The organism is Arthrobacter sp. 05N33_2 (assembly GCF_056397425.1).
In genome coordinates this window covers 104,836-119,797 of sequence record NZ_JBFTNJ010000001.1, presented here as the reverse complement: position 1 = coordinate 119,797, position 14,962 = coordinate 104,836, and the positions used below count along the sequence as shown (strand labels likewise).

Annotated in this window: 8 protein-coding genes; 5 read left to right on the top strand and 3 right to left on the bottom strand. The window is 70.3% G+C overall.

What is annotated here, in order from left to right; translation table 11 throughout:
* The first annotated feature begins 107 nt into the window (after nt 1–107).
* A complete protein-coding gene (locus tag AC1DHX_RS00510) occupies nt 108–2,804 on the top strand; it encodes a cation-translocating P-type ATPase (RefSeq protein WP_476859468.1) in 2,697 nt (898 codons plus the stop codon).
* 58 nt (nt 2,805–2,862) lie between these two features.
* On the top strand, nt 2,863–5,292 hold the full coding sequence (gene ppsA / locus AC1DHX_RS00505) for a phosphoenolpyruvate synthase (protein ID WP_476859467.1): 2,430 nt from the start codon (nt 2,863–2,865) through the stop codon (nt 5,290–5,292).
* Here ppsA and AC1DHX_RS00500 read toward each other — a convergent pair whose 3' ends face one another.
* Nucleotides 5,293–7,242 carry a heavy metal translocating P-type ATPase gene (locus tag AC1DHX_RS00500; RefSeq protein WP_230008468.1) on the bottom strand — a complete coding sequence of 650 codons (1,950 nt, stop codon included), beginning with the start codon at nt 7,240–7,242 and terminating at the stop codon, nt 5,293–5,295.
* Nucleotides 7,243–7,456: 214 nt separating this feature from the next.
* On the opposite strand from AC1DHX_RS00500, the gene AC1DHX_RS00495 reads away from it, so the two are divergent.
* From AC1DHX_RS00495 to AC1DHX_RS00485, 3 genes are all read left to right on the top strand, one after another.
* On the top strand, nt 7,457–8,548 hold the full coding sequence (locus AC1DHX_RS00495; protein WP_476849845.1) for an SDR family oxidoreductase: 1,092 nt from the start codon (nt 7,457–7,459) through the stop codon (nt 8,546–8,548).
* A gap of 63 nt (nt 8,549–8,611) precedes the next feature.
* On the top strand, nt 8,612–9,577 hold the full coding sequence (locus tag AC1DHX_RS00490) for a polysaccharide deacetylase family protein (protein ID WP_476859466.1): 966 nt from the start codon (nt 8,612–8,614) through the stop codon (nt 9,575–9,577).
* 53 nt (nt 9,578–9,630) lie between these two features.
* Nucleotides 9,631–12,828 carry an HAD family hydrolase gene (locus tag AC1DHX_RS00485; protein WP_476859465.1) on the top strand — a complete coding sequence of 1,066 codons (3,198 nt, stop codon included), beginning with the start codon at nt 9,631–9,633 and terminating at the stop codon, nt 12,826–12,828.
* A gap of 56 nt (nt 12,829–12,884) precedes the next feature.
* On the opposite strand, the gene AC1DHX_RS00480 is transcribed toward AC1DHX_RS00485, so the two are convergent.
* Nucleotides 12,885–13,892, bottom strand: a complete 1,008-nt coding sequence (locus AC1DHX_RS00480) for a zinc-dependent alcohol dehydrogenase family protein (RefSeq protein ID WP_476849842.1) — start codon at nt 13,890–13,892, stop codon at nt 12,885–12,887.
* A gap of 55 nt (nt 13,893–13,947) precedes the next feature.
* Nucleotides 13,948–14,859, bottom strand: coding sequence for a universal stress protein (locus tag AC1DHX_RS00475; protein ID WP_476863694.1), 912 nt, complete (start codon nt 14,857–14,859; stop codon nt 13,948–13,950).
* Nucleotides 14,860–14,962: the final 103 nt, after the last annotated feature.

Sequence of the window (14,962 nt, the reverse complement as noted above, 5' to 3'; positions counted from 1 at the left end):
GGATCCGCGCCACACCGCCGGAAAGTTCCGGCGATCCCGCAGCTGTCCGGCGATTTCGACGGCGGCGGCCGGCGGTCTGCAGTGCCCGTGAGGGGCGGAGCGCGGGGGTGAATCCCGGGCCGGGGCAGGACTCGCTGTCAGCCGTCGCCGGACTCAGCGCCGACGAAGCTGTCCGGCGGTTGAAGCAATTCGGTGCCAACAAACTGCCCGAGCCCCGTCCGGTCCCCGGCTGGCGAAGGCTCTTGGCTGAGCTGACCCATTTCTTCGCGATCATGCTCTGGGTGGCGGCCCTCTTCGCGATCATTGCCGGCATGCCGGAACTGGGCATCGCCATCGTGGCGGTGATCCTGGTCAACGGGGTGTTCGCCTACATCCAGCAGGAGCGGGCCCAGCATGCCGCCGCCAAGCTCCGCGAACTGCTCCCGGCCATGGTGTCAGTCCGCCGGGACGGCCGCGTCATCAAGGTCCACTCCACCGAACTGGTGCCGGACGACGTCGTGGTGCTGGTGGCCGGCGACCGCGTTCCGGCGGACCTCCGGCTGGCCCTGGCCACCGGCTGCGAGGTGGACGAGTCCATGCTCACGGGCGAAAGCGAGGCAGTCGCCAAAACCCCCGGCGACACCGCCTTCGGCGGGACCTTCCTGGTCAACGGGCACGCCGAAGGCGTGGTCTCGGTGACGGGCGGCCAGACCCGGCTCGCGGAGATCGCATCCCTGACAGGTAAAGTCGAAGCCCCCACCAGCCCGCTGTCGCTGGAACTGCAAAGAATCGTCCGCATCACCGCCACCATGGCCCTGGGCATCGGCGCCCTGTTCTTCGTCCTCTCGCTCGTGATTGGCATTTCCTGGCGCGACGCCTTCCTGTTCGCCATCGGGGTGGCCGTCGCGCTGGTCCCCGAGGGCCTGCTGCCGACCGTCACGCTCTCCCTGGCCGTCGGCGCGCAGCGCATGTCCAGGCGCAACGCCCTCGTGCGCAACCTCCAAGCCGTGGAGACCCTCGGCTCCACGACCTTCATCTGCACCGACAAGACCGGAACCCTGACGCAGAACCGGATGAACGTCGTCGAGGTCTGGACCCCGGCCGGGGAGCTGACCATCAATGGCCAGGGCTACGGCCCCGAAGCCGAGATGACGGGCGGCGGCCTTCAAGAAGCCCGGCGGCTCAGCGTCGCTGCCCGCGCCGCCTCGGTGGGGCGCGCCGTCCTCCACGAAGACCGATGGATAGCCGAGGGGGACCCGATGGAGGCGGCCATCGACGCGCTCGCCGTCCGCCTCGCCCTTCCGGGTGAGCAGCCGGAATGGCCGACGCCGTCGCACCGGTTCGCGTTCGACTCCCGCCGGCTGCGGGAGTCGGCAATCGTCGGCACCGCCCTCTTCGTGAAGGGGGCCCCGGAGTCCGTGATTCCGCTGTGTCTGGCCACCGGAGGCGGGGCTTCGGATCCCGGCTCGAACCGCGCAATGGACATGGTTGACGAGATGGCCGCCCGTGGCCTGCGGGTACTCGCCGTCGCCCAGCGCAGCCTGCCCGGGCCGCCCGGCGCCGCGTTCAAGCTGGAGGACGTCGAGGCCGGGCTGACGCTGCTGGGCCTGATGGGCCTGCACGATCCTCCCCGGACCGAGGTGAAAGTGGCACTCCAAGCGGCCCGCGACGCAGGAATCAAAGTGGCGATGGTGACAGGCGACCACGCCTTCACCGCCGCTGCCATCGCCCGGGAGACGGGGCTGCTCGGCCCCACGGAAACCGTGCTGCAGGGAGGGGACCTGCCCGGCGATGACGCCGTCCTGGCCGCACTGCTGGACTGCGACGGAGTGGTGGTCAGCCGGGTGACGCCGGAACAGAAGCTCCGCGTGGCCCGGCTCCTGCAGGGCCGCGGGCATGTCCTGGCCATGACCGGCGACGGCGTCAACGACGGCCCGGCGCTGCAGCAGGCCGACATCGGGGTCGCGATGGGACTGAGCGGCACCGACGTCGCCCGTGAGGCCGCCGACCTCGTGCTGTTGGACGACGACTTCGCCACGATCATGGCCGCGGTGGAGCAGGGCCGTGCCACCTACGCGAACATCCGGCGCTTCCTGACGTACCACCTGACGGACAACGTCGCCGAGCTCACGCCCTTCGTCATCTGGGCCTTGTCCGGCGGCCACTTCCCACTGGCGCTGGGCGTGCTGCAGATCCTCGCCCTGGACATCGGCACCGACCTGCTGCCCGCCCTGGCCCTGGGCAGCGAGGCGCCAAGCAAGGGGACGCTGAAGCGGCCGCCCGAGCGCCGGCACCTGATGGACCGCGCCCTCATGTTTCGGGTGTTTGGGCTGCTGGGACCGGTCGAGGCGCTGATGGAGATGACGGCGTATACGGTGGTTCTGCTCGGTGCGGGGTGGCGGCCCGGCGCCGAGCTGCCGGCTAGCGACGTGCTCCTGGCGGCGTCGGGCGCGGCCTTCACCACGGTTGTCCTGGCCCAGCTGGCGAACGCCTTCGCCTGCCGCAGCGCCACCGTCCCGCCCTGGCGGCTGGGCTGGTTTACCAACAAGCTGCTGCTGTGGGCCGTGCTGGCCGAGCTGGGGCTGCTGTGCGTGTTCCTGTTCCTCGGGCCGTTGGCGGCGCTGCTGGGCCACGCGCCGCCGACGCCGGGAGGCCTGGCGGTGGCGCTGGCCGCCGTCCCTGCCGTCCTGCTCGCCGACTGGCTGTACAAGATCGTCCGCCGCCGGGCTGGTTCCGCCGGCGGCGCCGGGCCCGGCGCGGGAACAGGAGGCTTTCCCCCAGGCGGCACAGTAGCCGGCGGCGGCGCGCGGGTCCAAAGCCCCTGACCCCGGGACACCGGTCCCGCGCAGTATGGGTCCACCGACAATCCGCAGGAGTACTGACATGGCTGAATCGCCCGTGATGTGGTTTGACGAGATCGGCATGGCCGACGTCCCGCGGGTCGGCGGCAAGAACGCCTCGCTCGGCGAGCTCATCCGGACCCTCCAACGCGAGGGGATACGGGTTCCTGACGGGTTCGCCACCACAGCCGCCGCGTACCGCTCGTTCGTCGTGGCTAACGGGATCGACGCCGCCATGCGATCGCGTATTGCCGCCTACCGGGCCGGGGACGCCACGCTGCGCGCCACCGGCGAGGCCATCCGGGACCTGTTCCTGGCCAGCGAGTTCCCCGGCGACATCGCCGAAGCCATCCGCGCCCACTACCGGACGCTGGGGGACCGGGCCGGCATGGACCGGCTCGCCGTGGCGGTGCGCAGCAGCGCGACGGCGGAGGATCTCCCGGACGCGAGCTTCGCCGGGCAGCAGGAGACCTTCCTGAACATTGCGGGTGAGCGGGAACTGCTGGACGCCTGCCGCCGCTGTTACGCCTCACTCTTCACGGACCGGGCCATCAGCTACCGCGAGGTCAAGGGCTTCGACCACATGGACGTCGCCCTCTCGATCGGCGTCCAGCGGATGGTGCGCTCCGACGTCGGGGCATCCGGGGTGATGTTCTCCATCGATACCGACTCGGGCTTTCCCCGCGCCGCCGTCATCAGCGCGGCCTGGGGCCTCGGCGAAACAGTCGTCCAGGGCACCATCAATCCGGACAAGTACCTGGTCTTCAAGCCGCTCCTGACAGAGTCCGCGGCCGCGGAGGGCATCACCCCGATCATCGAGAAATCCCTCGGCTCCAAGGCCCGGAAGATGGTCTACAGCCGCGGCGGGAGCGCCCGCACCCGGATGGTGGACACCTCGGAGGCCGAGCGCCGGGCCTTCGTGCTGGGCGACGCCGAGATCCTCGCCCTCGCCCGCTGGGCCGTCACGGTCGAAAACCACTACGGCCGGCCCATGGACATGGAATGGGCCCGGGACGGCGAGACCGGGGAACTCTTCATGGTCCAGGCCCGGCCCGAGACGGTCCAGTCACGCCGGACCGGGCCGCAGTTCACCATCCACCACCTGCTGGAACAGGGGCCCGTGCTCGCCACCGGATCGGCCATCGGCGACTCGATTGCGCACGGCACGGCCTGCGTCATCCGGACCGCGGCGGACATCGCGGCGTTCCGCGACGGCGCCATCCTCGTGACCGAAATGACCGACCCGGACTGGGTGCCCATCATGAAACGGGCAGCCGGGATCGTCACGGACCACGGCGGCCCCACGAGCCACGCGGCGATCGTCAGCCGCGAGCTGGGTGTCCCCGCCGTCGTCGGAACCGGCAACGCCACGGCCGTCCTGGCCGAGGGCCGGTCCGTGACGATCTCCTGCGCCGAAGGTGATCTGGGCCGGGTCTACGACGGCACCCTGGCGTTCGAAACCGAAGATGTGGACCTCGGTGCGCTGCCTGCGACGCGCACGGCCGTCATGGTCAACATCGCCAGCCCGGCCGCGGCCTTCCAGTGGTGGCGGCTGCCGGCGGACGGCGTCGGGCTTGCCCGGATGGAATTCATCATCAGCAGCCTGATCCGCGTCCATCCCATGGCGCTTGTCCACCCGGAACGGGTCACGGATCCCGCCGAGGCGCGCCAGATCCGGGAGCTGGCGCAGGGGTATGCGGACCCGGCCGAGTACTTCGTGGACGCCCTGTCGCTGGGGATCGCCAAGATCGCCGCGCCGTATTATCCGCGCCCCGTGATTGTCCGGCTCAGCGACTTCAAGACCAACGAATACGCCCACCTGCTCGGCGGGGCCGCCTTCGAGGAACCGGAAGAGAATCCCATGCTCGGGTTCCGCGGCGCCTCGCGCTACTACGACCCCCGTTACCGTGAGGGGTTCGCGCTCGAATGCGCCGCGCTCAAACGGGTCCGCGAGAAGCTCGGGTTCACCAACGTGATTGTCATGGTGCCGTTTTGCCGCACGCCGCAGGAGGCAGACAAGGTCCTGGCCGTGATGGCCGAGCACGGTTTGGTCCGCGGCAGCAACGGGCTGCAGGTGTACATGATGTGCGAAATCCCGTCCAACGTGGTCCTGGCCGAGAAGTTCGCCACCCGCTTCGACGGGTTCTCGATCGGCTCCAACGACCTCACCCAGCTGGTCCTGGGTGTGGACCGTGACTCCGGCCAGCTCGCGGCGCTCTTCGATGAGCGGGACGAGGCCGTGATGGCGATGATCAGCGAGGCCATCCGCAAGGCCCACGCCGCCGGGATCAAGATCGGCATTTGCGGGCAGGGACCGAGCAACCACCCGGAGTTCGCCGCGTTCCTGGTGCGCGAAGGGATCGACTCGATCTCCCTGAACCCGGACAGCTACCTCAAGACCGTGCCGCGGATCGCGGCAGCGGAGACAGAGTCAGCCGTCGCGGCAGCGGAGACAGAATCAGCCAGGAAATAGTCATCCCGGTAGCGGGGCCTGCCGCGCGCTTTCCCGGGACCGCACCGGGCTGGCGGCGCCGTGGCGGCCGGGGCCGAGTGAACGCAGGGCATTGAGGATCGTGGCGAGGTCCACCAGTTCCTGGGACAGGGCGCCGGCGATGGCCGGCACGTAGCCCGCGGCCGCGGCCAGCATGAGGGCCACGCTCAGGCCGATGCCGATCCAGATGCTCTGCAGGGCCACCTGCACGGTGCGTTGCCCGATCCGGACGGCGGTCCCCACCTTGGAGAGATCATCGAGGATGATCACGACGTCGGCCGACTCGCCGGCCGCCGTCGAGCCGCGGGCGCCCATGGCGATTCCGACGTCGGCGACCGCCAGGACGGGGGCATCGTTGACGCCGTCGCCGACCATCATGACCGGACGGTCCGGCAGCGACCTGATGGCCTCGACCTTGTCCCGCGGCAGGCACTCGGCGCGGACGTCGGTGAGCCCTGCCTCGTCCGCGATGTGCCGGGCCGTGGCGAGCGCGTCACCGGTCAGCATGACCGTTCGGCGTACGCCCAGGGCCTTGAGGTCGGCGAGGGTGCGGCGGGTCTCTTTGCGAATGGGATCGCTCATCACCAGGGCGCCCACGAATTTTCCGCCGGCACCGACGTAGATGGCGAGCTCGCCGCTGGCCAGCCCCGCCTCCACCACGCCGGACGCCCACTCTGCGACGAACGCGGGCTTGCCCACCACCACGTCCTGGCCGTCGAACCTGGCGCGGACCCCGTGGGTGGCGAATTCGGTGGCTTCGGTGGCGGCCGCGAAGGGCAGGGCCCGGTTCCGGGCGGCCTCCATCACCGAGGCGGCCAGGACATGTGAGGAATACTGTTCCGCGGACGCCGCCAACTGCAGGACCTCGTCCTCTGCGAGGGGCCCGGCGGTCCGGATACGCAGCAGGGACGGGCGGCCGTACGTGAGGGTTCCCGTCTTGTCGAAGGCGGCCGTCTTGATCCGGCTCAGCTGTTCCAGCACCCCGGCGTACTTGACGATGACACCGGAGTGCGCGGCGCGGCTCATGCCACCGAGGAACGCCACCGGCGCTGCGATCAGCAGGGGGCACGGCGTGGCCACCACCAGGACCTCCGCGAAGCGTTCCGGGCTGCCGCTGATGATCCAGCCCACGGCGCCGAGCACGTAGGCGAGGGCCGTGAACGGCACGGCATAGCGGTCCGCGAGCCGGACCATGGGCGCCTTGCTGTCCGCCGCCTCCTGCACGAGGGCGACGATCCGGCTGTACTGCGAATCCTCCATGCGCGCCGTGACCCGCATCCGGACCGCGGCCTCACCGTTCAGCGAACCGCTCATGAGCCCGTCCCCGGCGGACCGCTCCACCGGCAGGCTCTCCCCGGTGAGCGAGGACTCATCGAAAGAGCCTGACTCGGAGAGCAGGACGCCGTCCAGCGGGACCACCTCGCCGGGCCTGACCAGCAGGACGTCCCCGATCTCGACGTCGGCGGCCGCCACGTCCTCGTGTTGGCTCTCCGTTGAGGTTCCGGCTGTGTGCGTTCCGGCGGTGTTGGTTCCGGCTGTGTTGGTTCCGGCGGCGGGGGAGCCGTTGCGCTCCCGGTGGGCCGTCTGCGGGACGCGTTCGAGCAATGCGGTGAGTTCGCCCTTGGCCCTGCTGGCGGCGTAGTCCTCAAGGGCAGTGCCGCCCGCAAGCATGAGTACGACGATCATCGAGGCGATGTATTCGCCCACCAGCACGGTGCTGACGATTGCGGTGACGGCCAGGATGTCGATGCCGAACTGGCCGCCTGCGAGCCGGCGCGCCATCCCGACGGCGAGGTAGGCCGCCACAGCCAGGGCATAGACGCTCGCAGCAGCCCGGGCTATGCCTTCCTGCCCGGAGAACAGCAAGACCAGCACCGCCAGCAGGACGACGAGGGTCCCGGCCACGAGCGGATACCGGAGTACGAATTTCACGGATGTTCCGCCTTAGCTTCGTATCAGTTTTGGCGTCTCCCTGAATCCTACTGCGCGGCCGCGCCCGGCTTGCCGGGGACGGCCTCCCGGACCGTCCCCGGACCCCGGCATGAGAGGCTGGAAGAGCATCCGTCCCGATCAAGCGGGCCGGCGCGCAGGGACCCGATACATGCAATGGGCGCGGCGCAGCACAAGCGATGCCAGGAGGAATGACGTGCGAAGCAGCTCAGAGACCGTCGACACCCGGACCGCCCTGGTGGTGGGGGCAAGCGGAATTGCCGGATCCGCCCTGGTGGACAGGCTCGCCGAGGAGGGCTGGGACGTGGTGGGGCTCTCCCGCAATCCCCTTCGCCGCCGTGACGTGCGCCATGTGAGCGCGGACCTGACATCCGTGGAGAACCTGCGCGAGGCCCTGGCAGGTGTTTCGCCCACCCATGTGTTCTACACCGCCTGGTCCAGGCGGAAGACCGAACAAGAGAACATCGACACAAACGCGGGCATGCTGCGGAACGTCCTCGCCAGCCTCAACGGCAAGCCTGTGAAGCACGTCGCCCTCATGACCGGGCTGAAGCACTATCTGGGCCCGTTTGAGGCGTATGCGGCCGGGGAAATGCCGGACACCCCCTTTCGGGAGAGCGAGCCGAGGCTGCCGACGCCGAACTTCTACTACGCCCAGGAAGACGAGTTGTGGGCTGCGGCCGCGAAGCAGGGCTTTGGCTGGTCCGTGCACCGGGCGCATACGGTGATCGGACATGCGGTCGGGAACGCCATGAACATGGGGCTCACCCTCGCCGTTCAGGCATCCATCTGTAAGGACCTGGGCCAACCGTTCATCTTCCCGGGCTCCGAGACGCAGTGGAACAGCCTCACGGACATGACCGACAGCGGACTGCTGGCGGACCACATGATCTGGGCGGCCACAGCGGACAACGTTGGCGACCAGGCCTACAACATCGTCAACGGCGATGTCTTCCGCTGGCGGCGCATGTGGCCTGCGCTGGCCGACTACTTCGGGGTCGAGCCGGTAGGTTACAGCAACGAACCGCGGCCGTTGGAGCAGCAAATGCGCGGCATGGAAGGCGTGTGGTCGGCCATCGCCGCCCGCCATGGGCTGGCCGAACCCGACCTCGCGCAGGTCGCCTCCTGGTGGCACACGGACGGCGACTTGGGCCGGAACCTCGAGGTGGTCACGGACATGAGCAAGAGCCGGCTTGCCGGTTTCACCGGGTACCGCCGCACGGAAGACGCCTTCCTGCAGCTGTTCGACCGGTACCGTGCGGACGGCCTGATTCCGGCGGCCTCCTAGGCTGCGGCACGGGCGGGGCCTTTGAGCCCTAGCCTGCCGTAGTGCGTGGAGCCAAGGTGAAACATGGGGTCCATGACCGCGGGCCGCCGCCGGCTGTTGGTGATCGCGGCCGTGGTGGTTGCGCTGCTTCTGGCCGCCGGTGCCGCGGTCGTGCTGCTTCAGGGGGCGCCGACGGCGTCACCGCCCCCATCTGCGCCCGTCACCGCCCCGGTATCCGGACCCGTCAGCGCAAGTGCCTCCGGGACCGCGCCCCCTGCCTCCCCGTCCCCTGAACCGACCTCGGCATCGCCGGCCCCGGACACCAGCGGGCCAGTTCCGGCCGAGCCGGTTCCCGTCCCCCCGCCGAGCCGGGCACCGACGGCTCCCGCTCCCGTGCCCCCCGCGGCGCGGTTCCCCGCCGCGCTCGCCGGCCACGACGTCGAGACCATCCCGGGCGCCGGAACCGTAGTGGCCCTGACCTTCGACGCCGGCGCCAACGCTGCCGGACTGCCGAGCGTCCTGCAGAGTCTCGCAGCCGCGGACGTGCGGGCCACGTTCTTCCTTACCGGCAGCTGGGCCGCCGCGAACCCCGGAGGCGTGGCGGCGATCGTCGCCGGCGGGCACCGGGTGGGCAACCATTCCATGACCCATCCGGCATTCACCGGGCTGCCCGACGCCGGCATCAAGGACCAGGTCCGATCGGCCGAACAGGCCATCCGGGCGGCCGGGGCTGACCCGCGGCCGCTCTTCCGGTTTCCCTTCGGCGACCGCGACGCCAGGACCATCGCCACGGTCAACAACCTCGGCTACCTTCCGGTGCGCTGGAGCGTCGACACCCTGGGCTGGAAAGGCACCAGCGGCGGAGCGACGGCGCGGCTCGTCGCGGACCGCGTCCTGGCGGGCCTGCAGCCGGGGGAAATTGTCCTGATGCACATCGGCTCCAACCCCGACGACGGCACCACGCTGGACGCCGCTGCCCTGCCCCAGCTGATCAGCCGCATCCGCCAGGCCGGCTATGGCTTCACCACCCTCGACGCACTCCTGGGCTAAGGGCGGGCCGAACGCCACTGTCGCGGCGCACTGATCGCTGATAGGACAGGGCCATGACGGAGTCGCCCACAGTTGCCGCCGCGCTGGCTCCCGTCGATGCCGTGATCTTTGACCTCGACGGCGTCGTGACCGATACCGGCGAGCTCCGCGCGGCAGCTTGGAAACAACTCTTTGACGACGTCATGACGGACCCCCGGCTTCCCGCTGACGCGCGGCGCGCGCCCTTCACGGACGATGACTTCGCACGCTGGATCGAGGGCCGGACCTGGGAGGACGGCGTGGCCGCATTCCTGGCCTCGCGCGGGGTCCCCATTCCCCGCGGCTCGCCCGCGGACGGCCCGGACGAGTGGACGGCGTTCGGACTCGCGCAGCGCCAGAACGGAATTTTCGAAGCCATGCTCGCGGGCCGGCCCGTGCCCGTTTTCCCCGGCACCGTGGCGCTGCTTGAGCGGCTCCGGGCCGGGCGGATCCCCGTGGTCCTCGCCACCTCCAGCCGGAACGCCGCCGCGATCGTGGCCGCCGCGGGCCTTGGCGAGGTCTTTGACCACATCGTGGATGGCCAGACGGCCCTGGACCACGATGTCGCCGGAATGCCGGCGCCGGCTTTGGTCCTCGAAGCCGTGCGCCGGCTGGAGATCACCCCCGCCCGGGCCATGGTGATCGCGGACGCCGCAGCCGGCGTGGAAGCCGGGCGACGTGGGGGATTCGGGCTCGTGGTCGGCCTCGACCGGGCCGGGCGGCGGGCTGCGCTGGAAGCCGCGGGCGCCGACGTCGTGGTTGAAGACGTCAGCGAACTGGACATCGGGCTGGTCATTACGCACCCGTGGCTGCTGGTGTACGAGGGTTTCGATCCCGCCCACGAAGGGCACCGGGAGGCGCTGACCACGCTCGGCAACGGCTACCTCGCCACCCGCGGCGCCGCCCCGGAACACCGCGCGGGGGACGCCCATTATCCCGGCAGCTACCTTGCGGGCGTCTACAACAGCGTCGCGAGCGTCGTCCAGGGCGTAGAAACCGTGGATGAGCACATGGTTAACATCCCGGACTGGCTGCCGCTGGATGTCCGGGTGGGCGACGGTGCGTGGTGGTCCGGCGGCGGCCTGACGCTCCGCAGCGAGCGGCGCACCCTGGACCTCAAGCGGGCCCTGCTGAGCCGGGAAGCGCTCGTGGCTGACGACGCCGGACGGCAGCTTCAGGTACTCCAGCGCCGGCTCGTGTCCATGGCCGAGCCCCACTTGGCCGCACTGGAAACCACGCTGACCGCCGTCGGGTGGAGCGGGTCCATCAGCATCCGCAGCGGGTGCGACACCGGCGTGACCAACTCCAACGTGCCCGAGGACGCCCAACTGGCCAACCGGCACCTGACAGGGGTGGCGGTGTCCTCGTCGGAGTCTTCGTCGGAGGACGGTTCGGACGCTGCTGAGCTGACGGTTCAGGTGCAGACGTCCGGGAGCAGGATCGGGATCGCCCTGGCACTGCGGACCCGGATTTCCGGCGGCGGGGTGCCCGTCGGGGCCGGCGCAATTCCCGAGGTGGCAGGAGGGATGTACAGCCACCGCTTCGAGCTGCAGGTCACTGACGGTATCCCCGTCACGGTCACCAAGGCAGCGGCCGTCGCCACCTCCCGGGACCACGCCGTCGCCTCGCCGCTCTCGGGGGCGCTCGCGGTGCTGTCGCGCGCACCCCAGGAGTTCGACGCGCTGCTGGCGGACCACGACGCGGCATGGCGCCTGCTGCTGGCACCGTTCATCATCGAATCCGATGCCACGTCCCAGGCCCAGCTGATCCTGAACCTTCACGTTTTCCATCTGCTGCAGACACTCACCACGCACACAGCCGAGCTCGATGCCGGGGTCCCGGCCCGGGGGCTCCACGGTGAAGGCTACCGGGGGCACATCTTCTGGGATGAACTCTTCGTATTGCCGGTCCTGAACTCCCGGCTGCCCGCGGTGGCCCGCGAGCTGATTGACTACCGCTGGCGGCGGCTGGGAACCGCGCGGGACGCGGCCCGGAAGGCCGGGCTGCGCGGCGCGCTTTTTCCGTGGCAGAGCGGCAGCGACGGCACCGAGCAGACACCCAAGTTCCTGTTCAACAAGCTCTCCGGGCACTGGATGCCGGACTACTCACGCCTGCAGCGGCATGTCGGACTGGCGGTCGCCTACAACGCCTGGCAGTACTTCGAAGCAACCCAGGACCGGGGCTGGCTGACCCGGCACGGCGCCGAGATTGTGGTGGACGTCGCCAGGCTGTTCGTCTCCCTGGCGGAGCACGACGCCGCCCAGGACCGGTTCCACATCAAGGGCGTCATGGGCCCGGATGAATACCACACCGGCCACCCGGGCAACCCCGGCGGCGGCCTGGACGATAACGCCTACACCAACATCATGGCGGCCTGGGTATTTGACCAGGCGGTCTGGATCATGCATTCAGTACAGGGTTTCGACATGGAGGAACTCCGGGCACGGCTGGGGATCACGGGCACGGAAATCGACGCCTGGGCGCACCTGAGCCGGCGCATGTTCGTTCCCTTCCACGACGGCGGAATCATCAGCCAGTTCGACGGTTACGGCGCCCTGCGGGAACTCGACTGGAATCACTACCGCCGCGCCTACCGCAACATCGAACGGCTGGACCTGATTCTCGAAGCCGAAGGGGACAGCACCAACCACTATCGGCTGGCCAAACAGGCGGACGTCCTGATGCTCCTGTATGTTCTTGGCGAGGACCAGCTCCTGGGGTTCCTGCGCCGGATGGGCTACGACGTCGAGCCGGCGCAGATCGCGGCCACCGTGGACTTTTACCTGGCCCGGACCGCGCACGGCTCCACCCTTAGCCGGGTCACCCATGCCTCGGTGCTGGCGCAGCACGATCCGGAGCGGGCGTGGGCGACATTCCGGGAAGCCTTGGACACGGACCTGGACGATACCCAGGGCGGCACCACGCGCGCGGGCATCCATTTGGGCGCCATGGCAGGCTCGATCGACGTGGTCCAGCGCAGCTTCGCCGGGCTACGGATCACCCGGGACGCCTTGGACTTCACCCCGCGGCTGCCGGCCGAGCTGTCCCGGGTGGAGTTCCAGGTCCGCTACCGTGACCAGTTGCTGTCCGTGCACCTCGGGCCGGACCGGCTGCGGGTGTCCGCCGCCCCGGGGGACGCGGCTCCGGTGCTGGTGCGGGTGGGCGTCGAGAAGGTGCTGCTCCGGGCGGGCCAGGAGCACGAGTTCCGCCGGGACGCCGGGACGCCCGGCTGACGCGCCGAAGCGTGTCCCCGGCGTTGTCGTGGTGACTTGCTTGCGATGGTTCCGGGCTATGTCGTGTCCATGTGCAGCACGGCCGCTCCGGTGATCCGGTCCTCCGCCAGGTCCCGCAGGGCCCGGTCCGCGGCCTCGAACGGGTAGGCCACAGTGGTCGGGCGGAGCGGGATCTCGGCGGCGATCCGGAAGAACTCCTCGCCGTCGGCCCTGGTGTTGGCTGTGACACTGCGCAGCTGGCGCTCTTCGAAGAGCTCGTCGGCGTAGTGCAGCGGCGGAATATCGCTCAGGTGGATGCCCGCGACGGCGAGCGTCCCGCCGCGGTCCAGGGCCCGGAGCGCAACCGGCACCAGGCCGCCCGCGGGGGCGAAGAGGATCGCGGCATCCAGGGGATCGGGCGGTTGTTCCTCGGCCCCGCCCGCGAACGTCGCGCCGAGGTCCAGGGCCAGCGCGCGAGCCTGCGCGGACCGGGTCATGACGTACACGCGGGCACCCCGGTAGAGGGCGATTTGGGCCGCCAGATGCGCGGAGCCGCCGAACCCATAGATGCCCAGCCGTCCGCCGATCGGCAGTTCGGCCCGGGTCAGGGCCCGGTAGCCGATGATGCCTGCACACAGGAGCGGCGCAGCCTCCTCATCGCTGAACGTCTCCGGGATCCGGTAGGCGAAGTTCTCCGCCACGGTGATGAGCTCGGCGTACCCGCCGTCGCGGTCCCAGCCGGTAAACGTGGGGGACAGACAGAGGTTTTCCTGGCCGCGCAGGCAGAACCGGCAGGCGCCACAGGTGCCGCCCAGCCAGGCCACGCCCACCCGTTCGCCGATGCCGAACCTGGCGGCCCCCGGTCCCTGCCCGATCACCTCACCCACTACCTCGTGGCCCGGGATGACCCCGGCGTGCCGCGGCGTGAGGTCGCCCTCGGCCAGGTGCAAGTCCGTGCGGCACACACCGCAGACCCGCACTTTCAGCAGGACTTCACCGCGTCCCGGCACAGGATCCGGGCGGTCGGTGGCCACGAGGGGGCCGCTGGACATGGGCCCCGGAAGTCCAACTTGCCATGCTCGCACCGCGGCCTCCTTCTTTGCAGCGTCTGCAGGTCCGAATCGGTTGCGCTCGCGGCGGCTAGCGGGTGACCAGCACGTTGCAGCGCGCCTTGTGCAGCACGGCGGAGACCGTGTTGCCGGCTCCGGCCGCAGGGTTGTGGGTCCCGAGCACCAGGACGTCGGCGTCGTCCGCGGCGTCGAGGAGCTCCCGGGCCCCATGGCCCTCACGCAGGGCGCCGGTAACCTCCAGCCCGGGCGCCATCCCGCGGGCCTCGTCGATGGCGCGGTCGAGCAGCTCCTGGCCGTGGAGCAGGGCATGGCGGCCGTGCTCTTCCCGTGCCCCGCCGCGCAATGGATCGACGTGGACGAGGTGCAGCGGGGCGCCGAGGACTTTGGCCAACCGGATGGCCTCGGCCACCGTGGCGGGGCTGCGGGGCGAGGCATCGACTCCCACCACGACGGGGTGGGCCCGCCGGCGCGGGCGCCGGATTATCATCACCGGGCAGGGTGCCGAGCCGGCCAGATCGATGCAGACCGAGCCGGCCACCTGGCCAAGGACGGCGCCGAGGCCCCGGCTGCCCACTACCAGCAGCCGTGCGTCCCGGGAGGCGTCGCGCAGCACGGGTGCCGGGAGCCCGGCCTCCATGACGCCGTCGACGGCGGGGCCCGGACGTTCCGGCTCCTGCCCGGTAATGGCGCGCTCGGCCCCCAGCGGTGCGCCGCCGGCCGCTTCGCGGGCGGCGCCGCGTGCCAGCTCGATGCCCTCGGCGAGGACGGCTTCCGCGGAATGCCGCAGCCCGCTGCCGGCCACGCCCTTGACAGGGCCCAGGTTCTTGGTGAAAACCGGCCACACCCAGGCATGGATCACCAGGAGGTCCAGCCCGGCCGCGGCCGCGTATTCGGCCGCCCAGCGAACGGCGAGTTGGGCGGCCCCGGACCCGCCGTAACCGACCGCCACGGTGCCGCCCTGCTGCCCTGTGGGTGCCGACATTATTCCTCCCGGCTCGTCGGACGCACCCCTTCGCCCGGCACTATGTGCAGCCCCAGTAGAACCCTGCGGCCCGGGAATGTGTAGGGGCTTTGGTCCCGCGGGC

What these genes read in the sequence shown, in the direction of transcription:
- ppsA (WP_476859467.1), top strand. Translation starts at nt 2,863, where the DNA reads ATGGCTGAATCGCCCGTGATGTGGTTTGACGAGATCGGCATGGCCGAC.
- AC1DHX_RS00475 (WP_476863694.1), bottom strand. Translation starts at nt 14,859, where the DNA reads ATGTCGGCACCCACAGGGCAGCAGGGCGGCACCGTGGCGGTCGGTTAC.
- AC1DHX_RS00485 (WP_476859465.1), top strand. Translation starts at nt 9,631, where the DNA reads ATGACGGAGTCGCCCACAGTTGCCGCCGCGCTGGCTCCCGTCGATGCC.
- AC1DHX_RS00490 (WP_476859466.1), top strand. Translation starts at nt 8,612, where the DNA reads ATGGGGTCCATGACCGCGGGCCGCCGCCGGCTGTTGGTGATCGCGGCC.